The organism is Paenibacillus kobensis NBRC 15729 (assembly GCF_004000825.1).
GTDB classification, from domain to species: domain Bacteria; phylum Bacillota; class Bacilli; order Paenibacillales; family Paenibacillaceae; genus Paenibacillus_T; species Paenibacillus_T kobensis.
On record NZ_BILZ01000027.1, the window covers coordinates 34328 to 57925 of the forward strand.

The window sequence follows — 23598 nt, forward strand, 5'->3', positions numbered from 1 at the left end:
CTGGACAACATAATAAGAATGGGCGATGTACGCTTGTACATTCAAGGAGTGAATTTTTTCATCATGGGAGCGACTTCATCATCCATGCAAGCACAGACGACGATCCACGCAGCCAAAGAAACAAATATACTGCGCGCTTACAGCTTTGCATCCTATGCGACGCTGGCGCTTGTCGTCTCTTATTTCCCGCTTTATTTTCTGGATCAAGGCTTTAGCGGCCAGCAGATCGGCATTATTTATTCGACAGGCCCGTTCATCTCAATCTTCGCCAACCTGTTGATGGGAATCGCCAGCGACAAGTATCGTACGATAAAGAAACTGCTGCATTTGCTGTTGTTCGGCCAGCTCGTTACGGTATCGCTGCTGTTTCCTATCGAGTCATTCGCGCTTACTTGCTTTGTTATGTTCTGTTTCTACTTCTTTCAGATGCCGATCAATCCATTAAGCGACAGCCTGCTGCTGTTATCGAGTACTTATACAGGCACGCCATATGCGCTCATTCGCATATTCGGTTCGTTAGGGTTTGCGATCTCGGCATACGTATTCGGTCTTGTGCTGAAGCATACGGGATCGACTTACACCCTCCCGCTCGCGCTGATTACGATCTCCGTGACGCTATTATTGACGTTTTTGCTGAAAGACTATCAGGGCTCGGTGCGCAAAATGAACTTTTCCGGCTTCTTTAAGCTGCTGCGGAAGCCGAAAGTTATCGTTTTCTTCTCGATTCTGCTTGTCATCTCCACCGCTCACCGGATGAACGAGGGCTTCCTCGCCGTAACGCTTAGACAGATGGGCGCATCAGATTCGCTCGTCGGACTCGCTTGGCTGCTGTCGGCTTGCAGCGAAATCCCGATCTTCTTCCTGCTCGGCAAATACGGCCACAAATTCAAGGAACTGCCGCTGCTGATCGTCGCCAGCATACTGTATGCTGTGCGGCTGTTGATCGTTGCCAAGATGAGCGATCCTTCGCTGGTCGTCGTGACGCAGCTGATGCACAGCGTAACATTCGGCATCTTTTTCTCGACGTCGCTGCGGTATATATCCTACTTGATCCCGGATGACTTCCGTTCGTCGGGCCAGGCCATATTCGCGGTTGTATGGAACGGTATTTCAGGTGTGATCAGCGGTTTGATGGGCGGATTTGTGTTCACGACGTTTGGGCGGGAAACCTTCTTCTTGATTGCGTCAGGGCTGGCGTGTGCCGCAGCAGCAGGATTTGTGGCGAAGTATGTTGTGGAGCGGCGTAGTTCTTAATCGAATGCTGAAGACTTATCACACCCACTATCGCTGCGCAAGGAATTCAAGACGGAAACCTCGTTACACCACTATCGCTGCGCAAGCGAATGTTTCCTACGACCGCTGTTGTAGCCGGATTCCTTCGATTCCACTATCCAAAAGTGGGAATCCAGCTACAAAGGCGGACGCTGACGCTTCTTCGGAAATCATTCGCCCGCTCCGCTGCTGGCTGATACTCGAATAACACAAGACGGACTGCGAGGAGGGCACCCGCAGCCCGTCTTTTTTATGCGATATCGCTCCTGCGGCATACATCCGTATGCGCCTTCGCTAATTCATGAAATTCTTCTGCTTCGCAGTAGCTGTGAAAGGCTATCCGTTGACTGCGTCAACTCTTTGCCATTAGCTAACTGCTGAGGTACAGCAATAGTTAGTTTATGGGTACTCACGTATACGAACGTTGGATAAGAAGCAACAAGTAGACAGATGAGCAACGGCTTTCTGCACCGCGAGCAGCTCCCAGCGCGCGTGGGGCGTTACGAGTGTCTCACAATATAAAAAGACTCCCTGCATGGCAGGGAGTCTCTTCGACGTGCTAGGGCATCTATTATAAGAAGCTCTTATCTTATAATTTAGTGACGTTAGCTGCTTGTGGACCGCGGTTACCGTCTGTGATGTCGAATTCTACGGCTTGACCTTCGTCCAGCGTTTTGAAGCCGTCGCCTTGGATAGCGGAGAAGTGTACGAATACGTCTTCACCGTTCTCTACTTGAATAAAGCCATAACCTTTTTCTGCGTTAAACCACTTAACTGTTCCTTTCAATTGAACAACCTCCTAAACTTAATCGCCGTATACGGCGAATATCTCCATTATACACAGGCCAATGACAAAAAGCAATTACAGCTGAATAACCAGCATTTCGGAAGATCCCGGTATGAATGGAAGTTCCGATTTCGCAAGGAATGGTGCAGCTCCTGCCTTCCGAATCGAGGCAAACAGCGCCTCCATATGCGGGTACGGCTCCCATTGCAGCGACTTCAGAGGATAGATCCGCACCTCTCCGCCTGGACGGCATAATCGGATCATTTCTAACACGGCCTGCTCATGAAATTCAGGTCCAAACTGATCTGCGTACAGAAATAAAAAATGACTGCATAGGACAAGATCGAACGAACCATCCGCAAATGGCAACGCCGGCAGCGAACCTGCAATGTATCGCTCTTCTTTGTCTGGAGAAGTAAAATCTTCTGCGAATCGGGCGAACGAACGCAACCGCCCTTCCCGGTGAAGATCAACGTTGCCGTAATATGAAAAATCGAACCGGTGAGCAATCGCTCTTATCTTATCCGTGGACGTCTCGATCTCTTGTCTGGCATCCGCCAGCACCGCTTCCGTATCGAGACCGTAGCGCGGATCGACTGCGCGTGCATCGATACCCCGCGATCGGCAATCCGCCGTGAACGAAGCTGCCCCTCCGGCAATATCCAAGATGCTCTTGCCTTCCAAACTGCCGTTCAACGTGAACATTCTCACGTATTCATCATATCCCCGGCATGTTGCCGCTACTCCAACCTGTTCATACACTTCTTGACGTTTCTCGCTCATCTCTTCTCGTCCCCTTCTCTCAACTCTTCTACACCGGAGCCGGGCGATCAGGCCGCCGCACTTGCCGGATACCTAATATTACCACTTGATCTAGTTGATTTCCACCCCTTTTTTTGGCTATGATGAATGCAAACCGTTAGAGAGGGGACATGTGCCCATGATCAAGAAGCATCAAATTTATAAAACTGACAAATACAACATGCTTACTGTCGAAGTACATGGCAAAACGCTTGTTGTTCGCGAAATTTCTGATCAATGGGGCGAGGAATGCCATACGTTCGTCAGCCGTCCAGAGATGATGAATTGGGCAGAGAACCGCTTCAGAGCTTCCCAGTTCACAGGCCGTGAAGAAGAACGCGAATCCATTATGAACGCATTCAAGGAAGTATAATCCTTATCGCTCCGCATTAAAGGAAGGAATTCCCTAAGCTGCGGCGAACATATCGGTTACAGCTTCCGCATACAAGTTTCTACGAGAGGATTAAGTTGTCGATGAATACGCAATCCACACTTATTTTCGTCATCGCGGCATTCGTTCTCGGCGGTGTCATCATTATGTACCGGAATTCGATTCCAACTCCTCTCCGCCGACCGCTTGCCATGGCTGCCATCGTCTTTATTTTGTTTGCCTTTTTCCTTATTGTGTACAGCTTGACCACCATGGGCAGCTAGCAGCTGCCCGTGATTGGACGATTGCAACGGATACGCCGAGCGAGGAACATGCATACTAGTGGCAAACTGTGCCGCGAGGTGTTCGTCGATGAAATGGCTGCCCGCTCTTCTGTCCGTGATGCTGCCCGCTGTGTTGTTAACCGGCGAATCATTGAATGACAAGGTTCGTTCCTTACCATCTGGCGGAAGCCTACCAGCTTCATCGTACCAGATGAAATCGAAGCCTAATTCCCAATCAAGGAGGAATACGATGTCTAGCGTACCGAAACGTTCCGAAACCGCGACCGAATTCCGTTGGAAGCTTGAGGATCTTGTTGCCAGCCAGCAGGCTTGGGATGAAGAATATGCAACCGCCAAGAAACAAATCAAGCAAGCTGCAGAGTTCGAAGGAAAGCTTGCCGATCCTCAGCAGTTGAAAGCATGCTTCGAGCTCGAGGACGAGCTGTCGCTGCATGTAGAACGCCTTTATGTATATGCCAATATGAAGCACCACGAAGATACAGCAGAGCCGGAATTCCAAGCGCTGTCCGACAAATCCAAGAAACTTAGCGTCGAGACGGGCGAGGCGCTATCGTACGTAACGCCGGAAGTACTCAGCTTGTCGGATGAGCAGCTTGATGCACTCATCAACAATCCGGATCTTGCCGTCTACCGCAAGACGCTCGAAGAAATGCGCCGGCAGAAAGCGCACATTTTGTCCAAATCGGAAGAAGCGCTTCTTGCACAAGTCGGCAGCATCAGCCAAGCGCCGAACACGATTTTCAGCATGTTGAACAATGCCGACATGAAGTTCCCGAAAGTAAAGAATGAGAACGGCGAAGAAGTCGAGCTTTCGCACGGACGCTACATCCAATTCCTGGAGAGCAAAGACCGCGAAGTTCGGCAGAACGCTTTTAAGGCGATGTACGATACATACGGCAAGCTTCGCAACACGCTCGCATCGACACTGAATGCTAACGTTACGAAGAACGTCTTCTACTCCCGTGCGCGCAAATATCCTTCTACGCTCGAGATGTCGCTGTTCGGTGACAACATTCCGAAGGAAGTCTATACGAATCTGATCGATACGATCCACAAGCATCTTCCGCTCATGTATCGCTACATGGAGCTGCGCAAGAAGCTGCTTGGCGTAGATGAGCTTCATATGTATGACCTGTTCGCACCGCTTGTCGATGAGTTCAAGCTAGACATTACGTATGACGAAGCGAAAGCAACCGTGAAAGATAGCTTGAAGCCGCTCGGCAACGACTATCTGAACGTACTTCAGGACGGTTTCGACAACGGCTGGATCGACGTATACGAGAACGAAGGCAAACGCAGCGGCGCTTACAGCTGGGGCGCATACGGCACGCATCCGTACGTGCTTCTCAACCATAAAGACAATTTGAACAGCATGTTCACGTTGACGCATGAAATGGGCCACGCCCTCCATTCGTACTACTCGGACACGACGCAGAACTACCGCGATGCGCAGTATACGATCTTCCTGGCGGAAGTCGCATCGACGCTCAACGAAGCGCTGCTCATGGACTACATGCTGAAGAAATCGACTGATCCGAAGGAAAAAATGTATCTGCTCACTTATTACGCCGATCAATTCCGGACGACGGTATTCCGTCAGACGATGTTCGCCGAATTCGAGAAAATCGTTCACGAGCGTACAGAGGCAGGCGAGTCGCTAACACCGGCTGACCTGTCCAAAATCTATTACGACTTGAACGTGCTCTATTACGGCAAAGGAATGGTCGTCGACAAAGACATCGAAATCGAATGGGCGCGGATTCCGCACTTCTATACGAGCTTCTATGTATACAAATATGCGACCGGCTTCTCTGCCGCAACCAGCTTCGCGAAACAAATACTCGACGAAGGCGCGCCAGCGGTCGAGCGTTATCTCGGCTTCCTGAAGAGCGGCGGCAGCGACTACTCGATCAACATCCTCAAACGTGCGGGCGTGGACATGTCGTCGCCTGAACCGATCGAGCAAGCGATGGCCGTATTCGAAGATTTGATTACACAGATGGAAGAATTAACGAAATAACGAACGTAAGGCTCCGCTGAATGACGTGTTCACGTCATTCAGCGGAGCCTTTATTATTGCGGTTATCGATCAATTACCGAATTCACCGTTCTGCCTTCACCGTCTCCGGCGGCGTCAATACGATGCGCCCGTCTTCCCAATCGACGCGTACCCTCGTATGATCCTTGAACGCCTCATTGTCCAGATACGCTGCCGGTATTTGCAGCCGGCCTGCTTTATCGATGACCGCATACTCGACATGCGACTCGGCTGCCGATTCCTCCTGCTTGTCCGATGCGGCATTCTCCTCTGCGTTTGCGCTGCGAATCATCTCCGACGACGTCCGGCCGTCCCGTATCGCCACAACCCGGTCTACTTTACGGGCTAACTGCGGGTCGTGCGTAACGATCACGATCGTAAGTCCAAACTCTTGGTTCAGCCGCCTGAACAGATCAAGCACCTGATTCGCCGTCTTCGAATCGAGCGAGCCCGTCGGCTCGTCAGCCAGCAGCAGCTTCGGTTCGTTCGCCAGCGCGATGGCGATCGCGACACGCTGCTGTTCGCCGCCGGACAGCTCGCTCAGCCGATTATGCCGCCGATGCTGAAGACCGACTGCATCAAGCAGTTCCAGCGCCCTTGTTTTCTTTCTTCTCCCTTTTAACAGAATCGGCAGTTCAACGTTCTCCTGCGCGGTCAGATAAGGGATAAGATTACGGGCATTGTTCTGCCAGACGAAGCCGACGGTATCCCGTTTATAACGAATCAATGCGCGGTCCGACATCGTCAGCATATCCTTGCCGTCGACAAACAGCTTGCCTGCCGAAGGGCGGTCAAGACCGCCCAGCATGTTGAGCAGCGTAGACTTGCCGCTTCCGCTCGACCCGATGATCGCCATCAACTCGCCGTCAGCCACCTGCAGGTCGAGACCTTGAAGCGCGACGACTTCAAGGTCGGAAGATTTGTATATTTTTACCAGGCCGTCACACCGAATCATCCGATCACTCCTCTCCCAGCTTCAACGCTTGATGAACGCGTATGCGGAACAGCCTAATGCCGAGCACGGCCAATCCGACGACCAGCATGAACAGAACAATGGACATTAACCGGACGTAATCGGACGGGTCATGCGCAATTCGAAACGGAAGGATCTGCACCTTCGTGTCAAATGACATTTGGAACAACGGTACAAACCATTGGCTTGTTATGCGGCCGGACAACAGACCGATCAGCACGGCGACGCCTGAAGTCAAAGCCTGCTCGCTGACCAGCATGCCAATGAGCTGTCCGAATGGTATGCCCATCGCACGTAAAATGCCGTACTGAAGCGTTCTGCCCGACAAAGTCAAGATCCAGAACAGAAGGAAGCCGCTCAAGCAAATTAACATCGAAATGACGAATCCGAGCGTCATGACCCCGTTGATCGCAAGTCGGAAAGGATCGTTGCGCGATGCTATCAGCTCCGACTCGCGGTCCGAAATCTCTACGAACTTCAACTTCTTCTCGGCAAGCTCAGCATACACGTCGCTGATCGAGCTCTCCGGCTTCTTCTTCAGCCATACTTCGTAAGGCTCGACTGCCAGCCGGTTCTGGATCGTGTCCAAATGAGCGATGATAAGCTTCGGCTGCTGTCCCGACTTTCCGTCCTTCGTCACTTGAACGGAAGGATTCCACGACGGCCAATAATCGACAATGCCGTATACGACGAAGGATGCAGGAGTAAGATCTGTCAAGTTAATGTCAATCGTATCGCCCACCTTGATGCCGTTCTGTTTCGCAAGCGACCGCGAGATTAGTACAGCCGTCGGCTCCGGAGCGATCAAATTCAAATATAAATTCAAATGATGGTCGAGCAAGTCGCTTCGCAATCCCGTCACCTTGCCGAATTCGTCCGTCTTAATCCCCATCAGCTCAACGCTGATTGTCCCGCTGCCGGCGGAAGCTTGAGCATTCGGATTGCGGTATACTTGCGCAGCTGATTCCACCGTCTGGAGCTGCTGATACACAGAGAAGTCCGGCTCGAGGTATTGGAGGCGCTTCGACGGCGCCGTTGAGAGCGGCTCAGTCGTTCCCGGTTGTCCCACCCAAGGAGGCGGAGAATTATTCTGCCACTGCTCCTGCAAGACGATGTCGCTGCCCATCGAGTAATTAATCTTGTCCTCCAGGTTATTGTTGATCGTCCGCGCGGAGTGTGCGCTGAACAAACCTGTAGCGACTGTCAGCACAAGGAACAGTTGAATAGTCAGAAACTGCTTGGACGACCGGCTCGTTTGCGTCAGCACCGAATAGAGCGCCGGCGGCCACCATCTTCGTCCTAGCCAATAAATAAGCCGCAGCAGCCAAGGGTAGATCCGAAGCATCAGCAATCCAGCCCCGAACGCAAACAGCGCCGGCGTCAGAAACAGCATCGGATCGATGCTCATCGCTTGATTGTCAAGTCCGAGCTTACTAAAGCCTTTCAATTGGTTGCGGAAGCCGTTCAGCAAATAAATCGTAACGCCAAGCAACACAACATCAAGAGCAAGTTTATGCCACAACGATGTCCCTTCGCCTCTGGATACGTTCCGCTTCCGGTCGACAATCGATACGCTCGCAGCAAGAATAACAGGTATAAGCACAAGAATGATCGCTCCTGCCATTGCGAAGGCGGCGAATTTTATAGCCTCTTCCGACATATGGACTTCTAGAGCGGACCTATTGACGAATTGCAGAAAACCGTTCGCTGAACCGAGCACCTTCGTGAAGAACAATCCGGCGCATAATCCACCTGCGAGCGCCGGCATTGCAAGCAGGAACGCTTCGATCGCGTAGATGCCGACAATCTGCCACCTGCTTGCACCGCGGCTCCGCAGAACCGAAATCTCGTTCTTTTGGCCTTCGATCATTTTGTTCGAAATAAGCAGCAGGTAGAATACGAGCATCATCATAAGCGGCGCATACAATGCCCATAGCAGCCTGGACAAGCGCTCCTGCGTATCTCCGAAACTCTTTAATACGGATACGGCCGGAAATTCGAAATTCCCTGTGCCTAGCCGGCCCTGAAAGTATTTATCGAGTCGTCCCGCCTCAGCAAGGAACGTATCCATATTCCACACTTTCAAATCCGTGTAGTCGAGCGCGGCCTGATACTTTAACGAATAAAGCTGCAATCGGGACGCCCCGACAATCTCGCGCTCGAACCAGTCATAAGGCGCATACATCGCAAAGCCTGTACTTTCCAGTCTAAAACGCAAATAGGCCGCATTACCTTTCTCTTCCTGCTCAATGAGACCGACAACCTTAAAGCGCATAGTCTCGCCCGTCTTATCGTTGCGTACAAGGAATACGGTGTCCAAGTCGCGTTTGAATTCGAGTAGAAACTTTTGCGTGACGAGCACTTCAACGACACCGTCAACCGGATCGGCAGACGGCATGCGCCCATCCAGCAGCTTAATGTGATCTTCTAAGTCCGAGATCGCAACGATGGAAGCCGTCCTGTTCCGAAACTTCCGCTCGGACTCCATTATCCCATCGGCGATGGTTGAGTAAGCGATGGATTCTCTTACTTTCTGGTAGGACACGACATCCATACCGAAACGCTGGAACTGCCGGTCCATGAACTGATCCGCTGCCGAGACCCGCTCAGGCAAACGATCCACTTTGCCCATAACGGTTGTCGACACGCTTAACCAACCCGGGTAATAGGAGACTTTCTGCTGCTGTAATCCTTGCAATTGCTTCTGCATCGTCTGTTGCATGATGGCATCCGTATACATCGGCATCGAACTGAACAATGCGGCACATATAAGAAGACCGATCAGCAGATTGAACTGGAGCCAGCCGTTTTTGCGCATTTTCCGAACGATCATGGTCACAATGGCCACAACATCACCTGCTTCTGCCGGCCTATGACCGGTTAGTTATTAAGAACGATCTTGTCGCCTTCCGATAAACCTCGGACAATTTCGACCTCGGTCGTCGTTGTCAAACCGATCTCCACGTCAACCTCTTTACGTCGTTCACCATCGAGCACCTGCACGTATTTGCGGTCCAAATAATTGCGGATGGCAACCTTCGGAAGAACGAGTACGCCCTGCTTCTTCTCCAAAAACACTTTGATATCAGCCAGCTCACCGATTTTGGCTTTCATCCCGTCCGTATTGATAATTAACGATTTGATGTTGTTCTCGTTCAAATCCTGATCACCGGACAAGGAATTGGGCGTTTGTACGATCTTGCCATTGTAACTCACATCATCTATCGTCACCTCGGCAGGCATATTCACTTCAAGCCTTGCAAGCTCCGCCGGATTATTCGACTGGTAAACGATATGAGTCTGGGAAGGATCCGCGATCGTCATCAGGGTCTCGTATGCGTTTACATTTTGGCCTTCGTTAATATCCGCTATGTAAATAATGACGCCGTTGATCGGTGAGACCAGCCGCGTGCGCTCCCACTGCGATTCCAGTGCATCAAGCTGCAGCTTGGCCGATTTCAGATCAAGCTGTTTCGACTTGATTTCTTCGGAATTGCCTCCCTTAATCGCCTTCTGTACGTCTAACTGAGTGCGCTCATAGCTGATTTGTTGCAATTCAAGCCGCAGCTTCAAATCTTCGTTCTCTAGCTGAATGAGCAATTGTCCTTTCTTTACTTCGTCACCTTGGGAGACCAGAATATCCGAAATTCGGGCACCGTTCTGCTTGAAATAAATATCTTTCGTCGATTTCGAAACGACGGGCGCCGTACCGCTGAAGTAGGTCGACAGGTCGCCCTTCTTCACCTCGATGACATCAAATTTCTGTTCCGCCGGTTTGACGAGAGGTGGAGGTATCGGTTCTTCTTCGTTAGGTAAAAGAGAACATCCTGACAACGTTGCAATTATGAGGCATAACGTTCCGAAGATTAGCGCAGCCGTTCTTATACTACTCGACATTGATCTTACCAATATGCCCATCCTCCAGTGCGATCGTCTGATCCATCATACTGAGCACGCTTAGATCGTGCGTGGTCATAATAATAGTCGTCCCAAGCTGTTCCACTAGCTCGCGGAACAGCCGGATAACCGTCAATCCGGTCTTAGAATCCAATTCCGCAGTCGGTTCGTCCGCTAACAGCAACACGGGTTGATGAGCGATTGCCCTTGCAATTGCAACCCGCTGCTGCTCGCCGCCCGACAATTCGCCGGGACGATGCTTCATGCGTTCTTTCATGCCGACTTGTTCAAGCGCTTCTTCGGCCATCCTTCTCGTTCGGGACGAAGGCACGCCTGCAATGCGCAGTCCGAATTCAACATTCTCATAGGCTGACATCAAAGGCATTAATCCAAAAGACTGAAACACAAGTCCGATCCGCTGTCGGCGAAGCGCATTGCGCTGTTTCTCCGTCATCGCGGTCAACTCTTCGCCCTGCAGCCATAACTTGCCGTCCGAAGGCCGGTCGAGCGCTCCGATAATGTTAAGAAGCGTCGTCTTCCCCGACCCCGAGCGTCCGCGCAGTGCCGTGATCGTTCCCTTCTGTGCCGTAAAGCTGATCGCGTTCAAAGCGGTCACTGCGCCTTCGCCTTTGCCGAATATGCGTGTAACTCTATCGGCTGTTACCATCGATTCACGCACTAGTGGCGCCGTCATCTGCCTGCCCTCCTTCTTCATATGCAGCAATAATTTTACCGAGGGGCTGCTGTCGATTGCCGGATAATAAGCTCGACTTCCTCGACGAGCACCGGCGGGGACTGGTCCGGATTCTCGACAAGCTCAATCAGCTGCTTGATCACTCTTGCGCCGATCGATACGATGTTCTGATTCACTGTCGTTAACCCTGGATTCACGATCGATGCGAATGCCGTATTGTCGAACCCGACGACCGAAATATCGTCTGGAACCCGAAGTCCCGCGTCTGCAACCGCATTCATGACACCAATCGCCATCACATCCGACGTACAGACAATTGCCGTCGGCCGGTCAGACAGCTTTAACAAATTTTGCATCGCTCCGTATCCGCCGTTTATATCGAAGTTGCATATCTCGACATAATTAGAATAATACGGGAGGTCGAATTGGCGCAATCCCTGTTGATAACCTTCAAACCGCGTCCGACCGGCAACATAGCCCAGATAGCCGGATATGAACGCAATTTTCCGGTGGCCAAGTTCGTAAAGATGCTCCATGACCTGCAGGATGCCGTTTCGGTTGTCGGCGGTAATGTAACCGGCCCGGCGGCCGATCAGATCGGTATCGACGAACATCGTCGGCAGCTCCGCCTTCACCAGATCCATGCCGATTTTATGGTCTCTGCTCACGCCGAACACGACCATTCCGTCCACATTGCGGCTCGAGCAGTGTCGAACGACGGAATAGTCCGGATCGTTGAAATTGGCCGTCAGATGCAGCAGATCGTAACCGCTGGACTCCAGTGCTTTCTGCATGCCGGCCATTAGTTCCGATACGAATGGATTAGTCATGATATTATGAAGTAAAATGCCGATCGTCCACGACCTTCTTTTCACGAGTCCCCTGGCAACCACGTTCGGTTCATACCGGAGCAGACGAATCGATTCGTTCACTTTCTTCCTCGTCTTCTCGCTAACGTCGGTGTAATTGTTGATTACTTTCGATACGGTCGTAACCGAAACTCCCGCATGCTTGGCCACATCTGTAATCGAAGCCACAGCCATCACCTCATCTAAATCGGAATGATTTCATTATGTGCCCGCCACACGCCGAACCCGGGCCGGTAGCACAAAAGGGCCGTCATTTAGACGCCCCTTTATCCGCTGTGCCGAGCGAACGAATGACGAATGACTATATGCCGAGCAACTCTGTTCGTCTTTCGTAAGTTATCCATTATTCTAAGCGTTCGTCCGCAATTGGCTGCAGCGCCGCTCTCGATTCAGTTCTATCAAAGCCGACTCATCGATACTCTGTGAATGTTTCCTTATTTTTCCCTGTCCTAATCCATCCTAGTATACCATTGCAAATTTGCTTGCGGCAACGGCTTGTTTGATAGGATTATTCGGAACACGTCCCCTATTCAAGCCGAGCACAAAAGGGGCGAAGCATGCGAGCAGCACAAAAAATCAGCCGATCAACCGGCTGATTCCAAGTGCCGCAGCGCCTGCAGCGATCGAAGACAAAATGTTGACGGCATCATTGCTCATCCATTGAAATCCGCGCACGACAGACGTCGGGCGGCCGCAATGGATAAGACGTTCTGTTTCCTTCCCGCAACCTTCGCACCGGTACATGGCCTGCATGGTCGCACCCAAATATGAATCCGCGAAAGCGCCTGCGATGCCGCCAAGCAGCGCCGTCAATACAATCGTCCCGAGCACCGCGCCAGTTTGTCCCTCTTCCGACCAAGCGCCGGGAACAAGCGCCGCACATGCGGCGAAGACGCCAATGGTCAGCGCTCCGGCCGCCGCGGCCGCACTGCCGGCAACCGTTATGCCTCCGCTTGTCCCTGCCGGTACGCGTCTGCCCGTCCGGATCGAGACGGGCTGAACTCGGCTAAGCGAACCGAGCTCGGTTGCCCATGTGTCGGCATTGACAGCCGCCATGACGCCGATGAACGCGTACAGCCAGCCTGAATGCGGCCATATGGCATGCGCGGCGCACAGTGCCAAGCCGGCACCTCCATTCGCCCACACTTGACCAGCATCGCGTGCTCCCGTTTTCTCATACAGAAGCTCAGCCTCCGCCTTCCGCTTATGCTTCCTTTTCCAACGGGAGAGCATCGTGGACGTCGAGAAAAACACGAGCAGAGCGCCGAACCAGAGCAAGCCCCCTAGCGCTGTATAGCCCGTGCCCATAACGGCCGCCGATACCGCGCCCCAGCGCGTCAGCGACCGCGAACGAACGGCCAGGATGGCAACCGTTACGCCGCCCGCCGAACCGATCGCCGCCCTTGCCCACAGTCCTTCCGCTCCACCGAACAGCCATGCCGTCGATTGCAGTCCTTCATACCATTCGCTCCACATATAAACTCGCCTTGCCTTTCAGGCCTGTATTATGGCAGTCCGATCGAAGCGCAGAGTTACGTCACTTCTTGCTCGGCAGCACCGCTTCCCGCCATCTGTCGGGGTAATTCGTGCAAATCATAACATCGGGATCCAATGCTGCATATTTCTTGATCGTCCGCGTATCGTTCAGCGTCCAGAGCATCGTCTTGATTCCTGCATCCTTGAGCGCCTTTAACCGCTTTGGCGTCGCATGGGGATAGCCAAGCGACAAGAAATCGCCCTTCATGGCCTTCAATTCCTGAATCAACGATTCTCTCCAACCGTCGATAATTAGACCGATAGACACTTCCGCCGAACGCTCGCGCACCTCCCGTAAAGATGGCGGATGGAACGAAGTGAGCACGGTATCATGCTGGAGACCGTACTTGTACACGAGCTCCAATACTTTGTCTGCCAATCCCGCATACCGGCCGTCTGTCTTTAGCTCGATATTAAGCCGGCATCGTCCGCAAGTTAACGCCAGTACCTGCTCTAACGTCGGCACCGGCTCGCCTTTGAACGACTCATCGAACCAACTGCCCGCATCGAGCTGCTGCATCTCTTGCGCTGTATGCACCCTTACTTCGCCTCGCCCATTCGTCGTACGGCTGAGTGTATAGTCATGGATGACCACCGGAACGTTGTCCTTCGACAGCTGCACATCGATCTCGATCCAGAACAGATGCGGCTCTTTCATGGCCAATTGAATCGCCGCGAGCGTATTCTCCGGCGCTTGGCCGGACCATCCCCGATGGGCTACACAAGGATTCCGCACAGTTTCACTCCCTTTGCTTTGCTTCATTGTGCAGTGATGTAACCGTCTTGGTCTACTTTGGCTCCAATGGATATGCGGCTTAAATAATCGATAATTTCCGTTGCTTTGTCCGGCTCGGCTGGCGCAGGCCTCGATTGATCCGCAACCATCGGATGGAAGGCCAGCTTGCATTCTCCGCTCTTCGTGCACACCGCATCCAATACGCCGGTATCCTTCGTCCTCGGCGTCGCGGTGACGTTAAATATAAAGTTGCCTAGACTGTAGGCAATCCACTTGCCCTTATACTGTTCGAACCCCTGCAGCACATGCGGGTGGCTGCCGATGATCAGGTCGGCTCCCGCATCGATCATTTGCTTGCCTAAATTGGTTTGTTCGTCGACCGGATTCTCCGCCCGCTCAACGCCCCAATGCACCATCACGACGACAAGATCGGCCTGCTCTTTCGCCTTCTCAATTGCCGCTACCGCACGTTTGGGATCATACCCTTCGGCAACGCCTGGATGATTCTTATCCGCTTTCCATTCCGTCACTGGCAGCACACGGCTTATTCCCAGATAGGCAACCTTAATGCCGTTCGCCTCCAATATGACAGGAGCATATGCTTCCGTATCATCGTTGCCGCCGCCCACGCTCGGCACTCCGGCTTCATCCAGATGCTTGATCGTATCGAGCAGTCCCTCGGCGCCTTGATCAAGCGTATGGTTGTTGGCAACCGACACCACGTCGAAGCCGGCATCCTTAAGCGGCGGAAGCAAGTCGGGCGCACCCTTGAAGACGTATTGTTTATTTTGTGCCGGCGTACCTCTGGTGGTGATCGGATTCTCCAGATTTCCTGCCGTCAAATCGGCCAATGCCAAATAATCGACAGCGCCGGAGAACGGATATTCAAGCCCTTTGCTCCGCATCGTCGTCTCTACGGTGGAACCTAACATAATATCGCCAACGAAGGCAAGCTTCACTGTATCACCGGAAGAAGCGCTTTGATCATCCGAAGAAGATGACTCCTTGTCGCCCTCCGGCTCTTCGCCAGTGCCCGGTGATGAAGTGCCTTCCCCGCTGGCTTGACCCTGCTGATCTCCGGTTCCTTCCCCTGATGCACCGCCCTTGTCCGTCTGCAGATCATCGGTCTGCTCCGTCCCGCCGTCTTCAATCGGACTGCCGGCATTCGGCGGCTCCGATTCCGGCGTCTTGCCGATCGATCCAGCCGTTTCGTTCTGCTTCTCCGGTTCAGTCGTCGAATCGGCAGGAAACAACGTAGACCAGAATACGGCCGCCAATATTAGAATGACGGCGATCATAGCCAAATTCAATATTGCAATCTTGCGTATGCGGCGTTGCTTGCGTTTCTTATTCTGCTGGTGCGATTCCGAGCGCGACACGTACATAATCGAATAACCTCCGATATGAACTAATAACACGGATAACGAGGATGAGAAATTAAGCAGTAAAGCAGGTAAGCTATTCAATTGACTAAAAGCTATTAACCTCGGACGAAATTTTCACGCTAATAGACTCCAAACAGAAGACTTCCCTATTATACCAGCATTCGAATCGTCCATGAAGCGCTCTTTGCGGCCGCACCAAAAAAGCGGAGACCGGCCGCCGGTCCGGTCTTCTGCAGACACGAACCGTCCTTGCCAATCTCCGCTTTTCGCGTTATTTCATTCAAGTATTCGGCTATTCGGTGCCAATCTTGCTTGCCGCTTCGACGACCGAGTCTGCCAACGTCTCCATATAGAATGGATCACTATTGAGCATAGCGGTACGTTCCATCGACATGCCGATCTCGGCGGTGAACGCCTTCGCTTCGATGTCGAGATCGTACAGTACTTCCAGATGGTCGGATACAAAGCCGATCGGCGCGACAAGCGCCGCATCATAACCTTCCTCGCGCAGCGTGCGCAGCGTATCGAGCACATCCGGTCCGAGCCATGGCTCGCGGGTACGGCCCGCGCTCTGCCACGTGAACTGCCAGTCCGTCACGCCTGCCGCCTCTGCGACGGCTGCGGACGTCTCGAGCAACTGACGCTCGTAAGGATCGTTCATTTCGCGAATTTTCTCCGGCAGGCTATGGGCGCTGAACAGCACCTTCATCCGTCCGTCGAACGACTCGCCGCGCTCATGCTTCGCCGTATCGGCGAGCTTACGAAGAGCGTCTTTCACTCGATCAGTCAGAGCCTCGATCAACTTCGGATGAAGATGATACGAGTCAACGCACGACATCGCGATTCCGAGCTCCGCCGCCTTTTCCTTCGCGCGCTTGTTATAAGAACCGACACTCATGATCGAATAGTGCGGTGCAAGTACGATGCTGACCGCCTCGGTAATACCGTCCTCTGCCATACGTTGAACGCCATCTTCTATGTAAGGCTGCGCATGCTTCAAGCCTTGATAGCATGCATAGCGGCCTGGAGCGAGCTGCTCCAGCTTATCCTGCAGTGATGCGACCTGCCGGTCCGTATTCTCGCGCAGCGGGAATACGCCGCCGACGATCGCTTCATAACGGCCGCGCAGCTCCTCCAGCTGCTCCGGCGTCGGCGCATGGCCGCGGCGGATATGCGTGTAGTACGCTTCTACGTCGTCCATGCTTTGGGGTGTTCCATATGACATAACAAGTACGCCGATTTTGTTAGACATGACTGCTCGCTCCTTCTGCCTTGCCGGCTGCAATCGCTTCGGCCGAATACCGGTGCACGAACGCTGTCAGATCCTTCAGCTTGTCCAGTGACGCTTCCGGGAACAGGCCGTGTCCGAGATTGAACACGAAGCCTGGCTGCTGCAGTCCTTGATCGATAATCGTCTTCGCGTGTGCCTCGATTACCTGCTGCGGTGCCGTCAGCACGACCGGATCCAGATTGCCCTGCACAGCAAACCTGTTGCCAAGACGACGTCTGCCTTCCGGAATCGATACGCGCCAATCCAAACCGATTGCATTCGCCTGCACGTCATGCAGCTCGGTAAGCAGCTCGCCGGATGCAACGCCCGGGAAGTAGATTTTCGGCTGCGGCAAATCGGACAACTCTGCGAATATACGCTCGATCGTCGGAAGCACGAATGTGCGGAAATCGTGCGGCGCAAGCGCGCCGACCCAGCTGTCGAACAGCTGGAACGCCTTGCCGCCTGCGGCCATATGGGCACGCAAATAAGTAATGACCATGTCGCCGAGCTTGTGCATCAGCTTATGCCATACTTCCGGTTCGCTGTACATCAGCGCTTTCGTGCGCAAATAGTTTTTGGACGGTCGTCCTTCGATCAAATAGCTCGCAATTGTGAACGGAGCGCCGGCGAACGTAATAAGGGGCACTTCCAGCTCGCGGTCCAGAATGCGGATCGTCTCCAGCACGTGGTTAAGATCGCCTTCCACATCAATAGGCTTCAGACGTTCGACATCCGCCGCGGAGCGGATCGGATTCGCAATCACTGGTCCAACATTCGCCACAATATCAAAATCGATGCCGATCGATGCCACCGGATTCATAATGTCGGAATAGAGAATAGCGGCGTCGACGCCTAGCTTCTTCACCGGCATCATCGTCACTTCCGCAGCAAGCTCCGGCTGCTGGCATATTTCGAGCAGTGAATATTTTTCTTTAATTTTCCGATAATCGGGGTCGTAACGTCCTGCCTGCCGCATGTACCATACAGGCACACGATCAACGGGCTCCTGCCGGACGGCCCGAATAAATCGGTCGTTGTAGCTCATTTCCGTTCCCCATTTCTGCTTATTTCCCTTCGTTTCCATTATGCCCGTTTTAGAAGGAGCTAACAACCGTCCCTCTTCGACTTTCGTTGACAATAGTTTGACAATCGTATGAAGCAGCCCTTCATTTGTGAACGCTATTAGTCGTTCGAATGTCCTGCAGCAGCCGTTCGTTCGGCCTGGCTGCCTTTATGGCCTCTTGTCGAATTATGTTATACTTAGTGAACATGCGCATAGAGCGGAATGAATCATACTGCCATTTAGGCCAGATCAGTAGGAGAGGATCATCTTGGAGCGATGGAAAATAAACTTGGCCGTCCTCGGGGTCGGCCAATTTCTCGTTAACGGAAGCATGACGATGATTATTCCGTTTTTGTCTCTTTATTTGCAGAGCGATCTCGGCGTGCATGGCGAACACAACGTGTCGTTATGGACGAGCGTCATTTTTGCAGCCAACTTTATTACTTCGTTTCTGTTCCAGCCGTTCTGGGGCAAACTGTCGGACCGGTACGGGCGCAAGCCGATGCTGCTTCGCTCGGGCTTCGGGATGGCCGTCGTCATGGTATTGATGGGCTTCGCAGCCACGCCTTGGCAACTGCTGCTGCTCCGGATGCTGAACGGCACCATCTCCGGCTTTAATCCGGCAGCCGTTGCGCTCGTCGCTTCGAACACGCCGAAGGAACGTATGGGCTTCGCGATGGGCACGCTTCAATCCGGCGGCATAGCCGGGACGATTCTCGGGCCCTTCTTCGGCGGATTGCTGGCAGACGCGGTCGGATTCCGCCCGATCTTCTATTTGACCGGCGTACTGCTGTTCCTTGCCTCGCTGCTGTCGATGATCGTCGTGAAGGAAAAGTTCGATAAGCAAGCGGCGGCAGCCAAGCCGCAGATGTCGGTTACAGAAGGGCTGCGCAGGCTAAGCCGCGTACCGCAAATTCCGGCGCTGATGGCAGCGACGTTCCTCATTCAGTTCGCGATGATGAGTCCGATGTCGCTTATCCCGCTGTTTGTGCAGCGGCTGCACGGCACGCCGGAAAACTTGGCGTTCTACGCCGGCTTCGTCAACTCTGTGACCGGCTTGTCCAACATGATCGCCTCGCCGCTGCTTGGCAAGCTAAGCGACCGGATCGGCGGGGAGAAGATACTCGGCGTCTCGCTCGTCGGCGCAGCCGTCGCGTTCATTCCGCAGGCGTTCGTTCATACGGTGTGGCAGCTTCTGCTGTGCCGTTTCGCGCTCGGCATGTTCCTTGGCGGTCTTGTGCCATCGGTGAACGCGCTGCTCCGCCGATATGCGCCGGAAGGGATGGCGACGCGGGCATTCAGCTTCAACAGCAGCACGCTTGGCCTCGGCAACATGGTCGGCCCGATTACGGGCGGCGTGCTGTCCGCGTGGACCGGCATCGAAGGACTGTTCCTGCTGTCAGCTGTGCTGATGTTCGCGAACGCGCTATGGGTGTACCAAAGCCTGCTTCGCGGCAAGCGCACGGCCGCTCGAACGTAGGACTAGCATCAGGAGCACGCAGGTTCTTTTAGAGAGAATCGTTCTTAAATTTCTGTACGATTCATGAACAAACCTTGCTCTTTAGCTCAGCAACGCAGACTTTTCTGCTCTATTCGGACGCCGACTGCACTCCGTGGCTCTATAACGCAGGTTTATCTGCTCTATTCGGACGCCGACCTCACTCTATGGCTCTATAACGCAGGTTTATCTGCTCTATTCGTGGTGCAAACTCGATTGATGACCCATTCGTGCTATTTCCTACCTAAAAACAAACGGATGAGCCGAGAGGTCATCTCTACTCATCCGTACACATACCACTATCACATGCTCCGCCTGCGGCAGGGCGATATAGTGATTTTCATCTCTATTCGCCCCTTACGCTTGCGGCGGGTTACTTCACTACGGCCAGCGCCAGCCCGTCGTACGCGGGCAGCATTGCGCCGATCAGCCGCTCGTCGCGCGCAATGGCCTCATTGAATGCGCGGATCGCTTGAACCGATGGACCGTTGCGAGTCTGGTCGATGGTTTTGCCGCGCAGCAGCGTATTGTCCGCCGCAATAATCGCGCCGGGCCTGGCCAGCTTGATCGCCCATTCCAAATAATCCGGATATCCGCCCTTGTCCGCGTCGATAAAAAAGAAATCGAACTTTCGGCCTTCTTCGGCCAATGCCGCCAGCGACAGCTTCGCATCCCCGAGCCGATACTCAACGACGCCGCCGAAACCGGCTGCTTCCATGCTGGAACGCGCGACCTCTGCGAATTCCGGCTTCAGCTCCAGCGATACCAATGAACCGCCCGCCGCCATTCCACGTGCCAGACAAATTCCGCTGTAGCCGCCGAGAGCGCCGATTTCGAGCGCATCGCGTACGCCGGAAGCCCGGACGAGCAGCGTCAGCAGTCTGCCGTAGCCGGGCTCGACGGAGATGTCGGGCATATCGTTCGCCGCAAGCCGTTCCCGCACGCCAACCCAGTCCTCGTCCGCCGCAAACAATCCGTCCACATAAGTCTCCGGTGTTAGCACGCCTGGAGCTTCCGCCACGTCTTTATCCCTGTCTAACGAGCCTGCGCCGCCCGTATGCCCTGCATCGAGATTCATTTTCCATTTCGCTTGTCCATCGACTTTCATTGCCGTTCCTCCAACTCCGTGTTTGTACAGGTAACCTTTTTATTCTATACTTGATTGTATGATTTTGACCGGCGACGCACAACTGTAAGAGCGGGACGCCGCTTTAGGATACGAAACGGGGATGACTATGACAGAACGTACAATTCAATTAATCGCAACGGCGCCGATGGGGCTGGAGGCGATCGTAGCACGCGAGCTGAAAGAGCTGGGCTACGAGGATACGCAAGTGGAGAACGGCAGAGTAACGTTTACCGGCGTACCCGCCGACATTTGCCGAACGAATATATGGCTTAGAACCGCCGACCGGGTACTTGTCAAAATGGGCGAATTCGAAGCGACGACGTTCGACGAGCTGTTCGAAGGCACGAAGGCGCTCGATTGGCCGGACTGGATTCCAGGCAACGGTGAATTTCCGGTGGAAGGCCGCTCGCACAAATCGCAGCTGTCCAGCGTGCCGGCGTGCCAGAAGATCGTCAAGAAGGCCATCGTCGAGAAAATGAAGGAACGTTACAGCACCGAATGGTTCCCGGAAGACGGCGCCCGCTTCGTTATCGAAGTAACGATGCTGAACGACCGCGCGCTTCTAACGCTCGACACGACGGGTCCTGGCCTGCACAAACGCGGCTACCGCAAGCTCGTAACGGAAGCTCCGCTCAAAGAAACCATGGCGGCTGCCATCCTGCAGCTCAGCCGTTGGGGCCCGCACCGCCCGCTGTACGACCCGTTCTGCGGCTCCGGTACGTTTCTCGTCGAAGCCGCTATGATCGGCTGGAACGTCGCGCCTGGGCTTCGCCGTTCGTTCAACAGCGAACATTGGCCGCTCGTGCCGGAGGAGCTGTGGGCGCAGGCCCGCGAGGAAGCATTCGACGCGGTAAAGGATGACATCCCGCTCGATATTGCAGGCTCGGACATCGACCCGTCCGCTATCGAAGTCGCCGAGGCAGCCGTGAAGAGAGCCGGCTTCGCCAAAGAGATTAAGCTGCGTGTGCTGCCCGTCGCCAAAGCGCAGCCGCAAGGCTCGTACGGCGTCATCGTGACGAACCCGCCCTACGGCGAGCGCCTTCTCGACGAGAAGGAAGCGGAGAAAGCGGTCAAGCAGCTCGGCTTCAACTATCTGATGCTGCAGAACTGGTCGCTGTTCGCGATCAGCTCGTCGAAGAACTTCGAGCAGCATTTTACGAGAAACGCAGACAAACGGCGCAAGCTGTATAACGGCCGCATCGAATGCCAGCTGTATCAGTACATGGGGCCGCTCCCCCCAAGAAATAAAGAATAGTTCAAGCAAGCCTTCCCGATGAGCCTCTTAACGAGAGTTCATATGGGAAGGTTTTTTATTTAAACAAATTCCTCTTTCTTGAAATGGAAGGAATTTGTTGCTTTTTCTCGAAACTTATGTTCAGTGTCATCGCTCACTTTAGTTAAGGAGTGTTATTATGGACTTCGTGGCCATAGATTTTGAAACCGCAAATTCGAATCGTTCCAGTGCATGCTCGGTTGGACTTGTTGAGATACGGGGAGGTATGATCGTAAACAATCAATCGTGGCTAATCGATCCCGAGCAGCATTTTGACAGCCTCAACATTGGAATTCACGGCATTACGCCAGCGATGGTAAGAGGAAAACCAACGTTCCAGAAGCTTTGGCCTACTATTCGTCCAATGCTCGAAGGCAAACGTGTTATTGCCCATAACGCTTCTTTCGATATGAGCGTACTCCGCTATTGTCTGGATCGTTATGCAATCCCATATCCGACTCTCGAGTACTATTGCACATACTTGTTAAGCAAAAAACTTCTTCCCGACCTGCCTGCCTATCGGTTAAATGATTTAGCAAAGCTCCACTTTATACCGCTCAATCACCATGACGCCCTCGATGACGCCAAAGCCTGCGCTATTTTGATGATAAACTTTTTACATAACAACCAACTCAGCGACCCTGCTTCCTTATCCATTTCCTATGGATTTAAAATCGGCAGGATGCATACAGGCGGGTACACTCCTTTCTCGGCGCCAGCAGCAAACAAAGTGAAGAAGGAACAATCCGCCATTCAAACCGATATGACGCCTGATACGGCAATGGTTATTGCTTCGCCGATTCCCGCTCTTCCAGATCCCGTCCAGCCAACTCAACAGCCCCATCCATCAATTCGACTTATCAGAGGTCATAAAATTGACGTGACTAAAACGATCAACATGCCCAAACTTCTCGTTCATTTAGAATGGGATTCGCTCAATCCCGATCTTGATATTGACAGCTCTGCATTTCTATTAAACGCACATGGCATTTGCAGCAAAGATGATGATTGTATCTTTTACGGAAATCCTGATAATCGAGACGGTTCTGTCGCCTATACGAAATTAAACTCCAATATGTCGCAGTTTATTATTGCATTCGATCGAATTGCCCTGGTCACTCAGAAGATCGCTTTCGCTCTTACGATTTACGAAGGAGAAGAACAAGGCCATCATTTCAATCAAGTCTCAGAAATTCGAATCCTCTTGCGAAATTTCCACACTGGTCATGAAATCGCAAGTTATTCATTCGGCGAAGATCTGACCAGAGAAACAGCTATCGTTGCCGGAGAGCTTTATGTATATAAAGGCGAATGGAAATTCAATCCGATCGGTAACGGATATTTTGGTGGCTTGCGCGCACTATGCTTAGATTACGGACTCGAGGTCGTCGATACGCTCCCTGAAGCTGCGGCTGATGCTCAAACCATCCCTTCCAAAGAAACATACGACTACCACGATGCATACATAATTGGACTAAATGTGGAGAGAATTCGACGCACCTTAGGCATTACTCAAAAGCATTTGGCAGAAAAGCTTGGTTATAAAAGCGCTAATCCAATATCCCGGTTGGAAAGAGGAGAACTGGAACGGTTTACACATGCTCAGCTCGTTAATTTAGCCGACAAGTTACAAGTTCCTACTAGGCAATTATTAACCAAATAACCGTTATATTTAGACGCTTATGCCTTCGCATGGGCG

General features: G+C 52.9%; 20 protein-coding genes. 7 read left to right on the forward strand and 13 right to left on the reverse strand.

Annotated features, from left to right (window positions below):
- The first annotated feature begins 63 nt into the window (after positions 1-63).
- Entirely contained in the window at positions 64-1254 is a 1191-nt protein-coding gene (locus tag PKO01S_RS16340) for an MFS transporter (protein ID WP_127532503.1), read from the forward strand.
- A gap of 607 nt (positions 1255-1861) precedes the next feature.
- Here the strand turns inward: PKO01S_RS16340 and PKO01S_RS16345 are convergent.
- Together PKO01S_RS16345 and PKO01S_RS16350 are read right to left on the reverse strand one after the other, a co-directional pair.
- The gene (locus PKO01S_RS16345) at positions 1862-2059 is read right to left on the reverse strand and encodes a cold shock domain-containing protein (RefSeq protein WP_127532504.1); all 198 of its coding nucleotides are present in this window, start codon (positions 2057-2059) and stop codon (positions 1862-1864) included.
- Between the two features lie 75 nt (positions 2060-2134).
- Positions 2135-2842 (reverse strand): class I SAM-dependent methyltransferase, encoded by a 708-nt coding sequence (locus PKO01S_RS16350; RefSeq protein WP_127532505.1) that lies wholly within the window; start codon positions 2840-2842, stop codon positions 2135-2137.
- 157 nt (positions 2843-2999) lie between these two features.
- On the opposite strand from PKO01S_RS16350, the gene PKO01S_RS16355 reads away from it, so the two are divergent.
- From PKO01S_RS16355 to pepF, 3 genes are all read left to right on the forward strand, one after another.
- A complete protein-coding gene (locus PKO01S_RS16355; protein ID WP_127532506.1) occupies positions 3000-3233 on the forward strand; it encodes a hypothetical protein in 234 nt (77 codons plus the stop codon).
- Positions 3234-3334: 101 nt separating this feature from the next.
- A complete protein-coding gene (locus PKO01S_RS16360) occupies positions 3335-3514 on the forward strand; it encodes a hypothetical protein (RefSeq protein WP_127532507.1) in 180 nt (59 codons plus the stop codon).
- 250 nt (positions 3515-3764) lie between these two features.
- Positions 3765-5555 carry an oligoendopeptidase F gene (gene pepF / locus PKO01S_RS16365; RefSeq protein WP_127532508.1) on the forward strand — a complete coding sequence of 597 codons (1791 nt, stop codon included), beginning with the start codon at positions 3765-3767 and terminating at the stop codon, positions 5553-5555.
- An 82-nt stretch (positions 5556-5637) separates the two neighbouring features.
- On the opposite strand, the gene PKO01S_RS16370 is transcribed toward pepF, so the two are convergent.
- From PKO01S_RS16370 to hemE, 10 genes are all read right to left on the reverse strand, one after another.
- On the reverse strand, positions 5638-6528 hold the full coding sequence (locus tag PKO01S_RS16370; protein ID WP_127532509.1) for an ABC transporter ATP-binding protein: 891 nt from the start codon (positions 6526-6528) through the stop codon (positions 5638-5640).
- Between the two features lie 4 nt (positions 6529-6532).
- Positions 6533-9394, reverse strand: coding sequence for an ABC transporter permease (locus tag PKO01S_RS16375; RefSeq protein ID WP_127532510.1), 2862 nt, complete (start codon positions 9392-9394; stop codon positions 6533-6535).
- A gap of 32 nt (positions 9395-9426) precedes the next feature.
- Complete coding sequence (locus PKO01S_RS16380) at positions 9427-10290, reverse strand: efflux RND transporter periplasmic adaptor subunit (RefSeq protein WP_164779636.1); 864 nt, start codon at positions 10288-10290, stop codon at positions 9427-9429.
- A gap of 142 nt (positions 10291-10432) precedes the next feature.
- A complete protein-coding gene (locus PKO01S_RS16385; RefSeq protein ID WP_246070596.1) occupies positions 10433-11137 on the reverse strand; it encodes an ABC transporter ATP-binding protein in 705 nt (234 codons plus the stop codon).
- Positions 11138-11172: 35 nt separating this feature from the next.
- Positions 11173-12180 (reverse strand): LacI family DNA-binding transcriptional regulator, encoded by a 1008-nt coding sequence (locus PKO01S_RS16390; protein WP_307719835.1) that lies wholly within the window; start codon positions 12178-12180, stop codon positions 11173-11175.
- 402 nt (positions 12181-12582) lie between these two features.
- The gene (locus tag PKO01S_RS16395) at positions 12583-13482 is read right to left on the reverse strand and encodes a DUF92 domain-containing protein (protein ID WP_127532514.1); all 900 of its coding nucleotides are present in this window, start codon (positions 13480-13482) and stop codon (positions 12583-12585) included.
- A gap of 61 nt (positions 13483-13543) precedes the next feature.
- A complete protein-coding gene (locus PKO01S_RS16400; RefSeq protein ID WP_127532515.1) occupies positions 13544-14278 on the reverse strand; it encodes a glycerophosphodiester phosphodiesterase in 735 nt (244 codons plus the stop codon).
- Positions 14279-14301: 23 nt separating this feature from the next.
- Complete coding sequence (locus PKO01S_RS16405; protein ID WP_127532516.1) at positions 14302-15663, reverse strand: CapA family protein; 1362 nt, start codon at positions 15661-15663, stop codon at positions 14302-14304.
- Between the two features lie 292 nt (positions 15664-15955).
- The gene (gene hemH, locus PKO01S_RS16410; protein WP_127532517.1) at positions 15956-16915 is read right to left on the reverse strand and encodes a ferrochelatase; all 960 of its coding nucleotides are present in this window, start codon (positions 16913-16915) and stop codon (positions 15956-15958) included.
- Positions 16908-17981 (reverse strand): uroporphyrinogen decarboxylase, encoded by a 1074-nt coding sequence (gene hemE, locus PKO01S_RS16415; protein WP_127532518.1) that lies wholly within the window; start codon positions 17979-17981, stop codon positions 16908-16910. Before hemE ends, hemH begins: the two co-directional genes overlap by 8 nt.
- Before the next feature lie 286 nt (positions 17982-18267).
- Here hemE and PKO01S_RS16420 point away from each other — a divergent pair, with 286 nt between their 5' ends.
- Entirely contained in the window at positions 18268-19479 is a 1212-nt protein-coding gene (locus tag PKO01S_RS16420) for an MFS transporter (RefSeq protein ID WP_127532519.1), read from the forward strand.
- Positions 19480-19870: 391 nt separating this feature from the next.
- On the opposite strand, the gene PKO01S_RS16425 is transcribed toward PKO01S_RS16420, so the two are convergent.
- Complete coding sequence (locus PKO01S_RS16425) at positions 19871-20500, reverse strand: O-methyltransferase (protein ID WP_407669660.1); 630 nt, start codon at positions 20498-20500, stop codon at positions 19871-19873.
- Positions 20501-20732: 232 nt separating this feature from the next.
- On the opposite strand from PKO01S_RS16425, the gene PKO01S_RS16430 reads away from it, so the two are divergent.
- Positions 20733-21881, forward strand: a complete 1149-nt coding sequence (locus tag PKO01S_RS16430; RefSeq protein WP_127532520.1) for a THUMP domain-containing class I SAM-dependent RNA methyltransferase — start codon at positions 20733-20735, stop codon at positions 21879-21881.
- A 157-nt stretch (positions 21882-22038) separates the two neighbouring features.
- Positions 22039-23562 (forward strand): TerD family protein, encoded by a 1524-nt coding sequence (locus PKO01S_RS28830; protein WP_164779637.1) that lies wholly within the window; start codon positions 22039-22041, stop codon positions 23560-23562.
- Positions 23563-23598: the final 36 nt, after the last annotated feature.

What these genes read in the sequence shown, in the direction of transcription:
- PKO01S_RS16395 (WP_127532514.1), bottom strand. Translation starts at nt 13,482, where the DNA reads ATGTGGAGCGAATGGTATGAAGGACTGCAATCGACGGCATGGCTGTTC.
- PKO01S_RS16340 (WP_127532503.1), top strand. Translation starts at nt 64, where the DNA reads ATGGGAGCGACTTCATCATCCATGCAAGCACAGACGACGATCCACGCA.
- hemH (WP_127532517.1), bottom strand. Translation starts at nt 16,915, where the DNA reads ATGTCTAACAAAATCGGCGTACTTGTTATGTCATATGGAACACCCCAA.
- PKO01S_RS16355 (WP_127532506.1), top strand. Translation starts at nt 3,000, where the DNA reads ATGATCAAGAAGCATCAAATTTATAAAACTGACAAATACAACATGCTT.
- PKO01S_RS16390 (WP_307719835.1), bottom strand. Translation starts at nt 12,180, where the DNA reads ATGGCTGTGGCTTCGATTACAGATGTGGCCAAGCATGCGGGAGTTTCG.
- PKO01S_RS16405 (WP_127532516.1), bottom strand. Translation starts at nt 15,663, where the DNA reads ATGTACGTGTCGCGCTCGGAATCGCACCAGCAGAATAAGAAACGCAAG.
- PKO01S_RS16430 (WP_127532520.1), top strand. Translation starts at nt 20,733, where the DNA reads ATGACAGAACGTACAATTCAATTAATCGCAACGGCGCCGATGGGGCTG.
- PKO01S_RS28830 (WP_164779637.1), top strand. Translation starts at nt 22,039, where the DNA reads ATGGACTTCGTGGCCATAGATTTTGAAACCGCAAATTCGAATCGTTCC.
- pepF (WP_127532508.1), top strand. Translation starts at nt 3,765, where the DNA reads ATGTCTAGCGTACCGAAACGTTCCGAAACCGCGACCGAATTCCGTTGG.
- PKO01S_RS16385 (WP_246070596.1), bottom strand. Translation starts at nt 11,137, where the DNA reads ATGACGGCGCCACTAGTGCGTGAATCGATGGTAACAGCCGATAGAGTT.
- hemE (WP_127532518.1), bottom strand. Translation starts at nt 17,981, where the DNA reads ATGAGCTACAACGACCGATTTATTCGGGCCGTCCGGCAGGAGCCCGTT.
- PKO01S_RS16350 (WP_127532505.1), bottom strand. Translation starts at nt 2,842, where the DNA reads ATGAGCGAGAAACGTCAAGAAGTGTATGAACAGGTTGGAGTAGCGGCA.
- PKO01S_RS16370 (WP_127532509.1), bottom strand. Translation starts at nt 6,528, where the DNA reads ATGATTCGGTGTGACGGCCTGGTAAAAATATACAAATCTTCCGACCTT.
- PKO01S_RS16360 (WP_127532507.1), top strand. Translation starts at nt 3,335, where the DNA reads ATGAATACGCAATCCACACTTATTTTCGTCATCGCGGCATTCGTTCTC.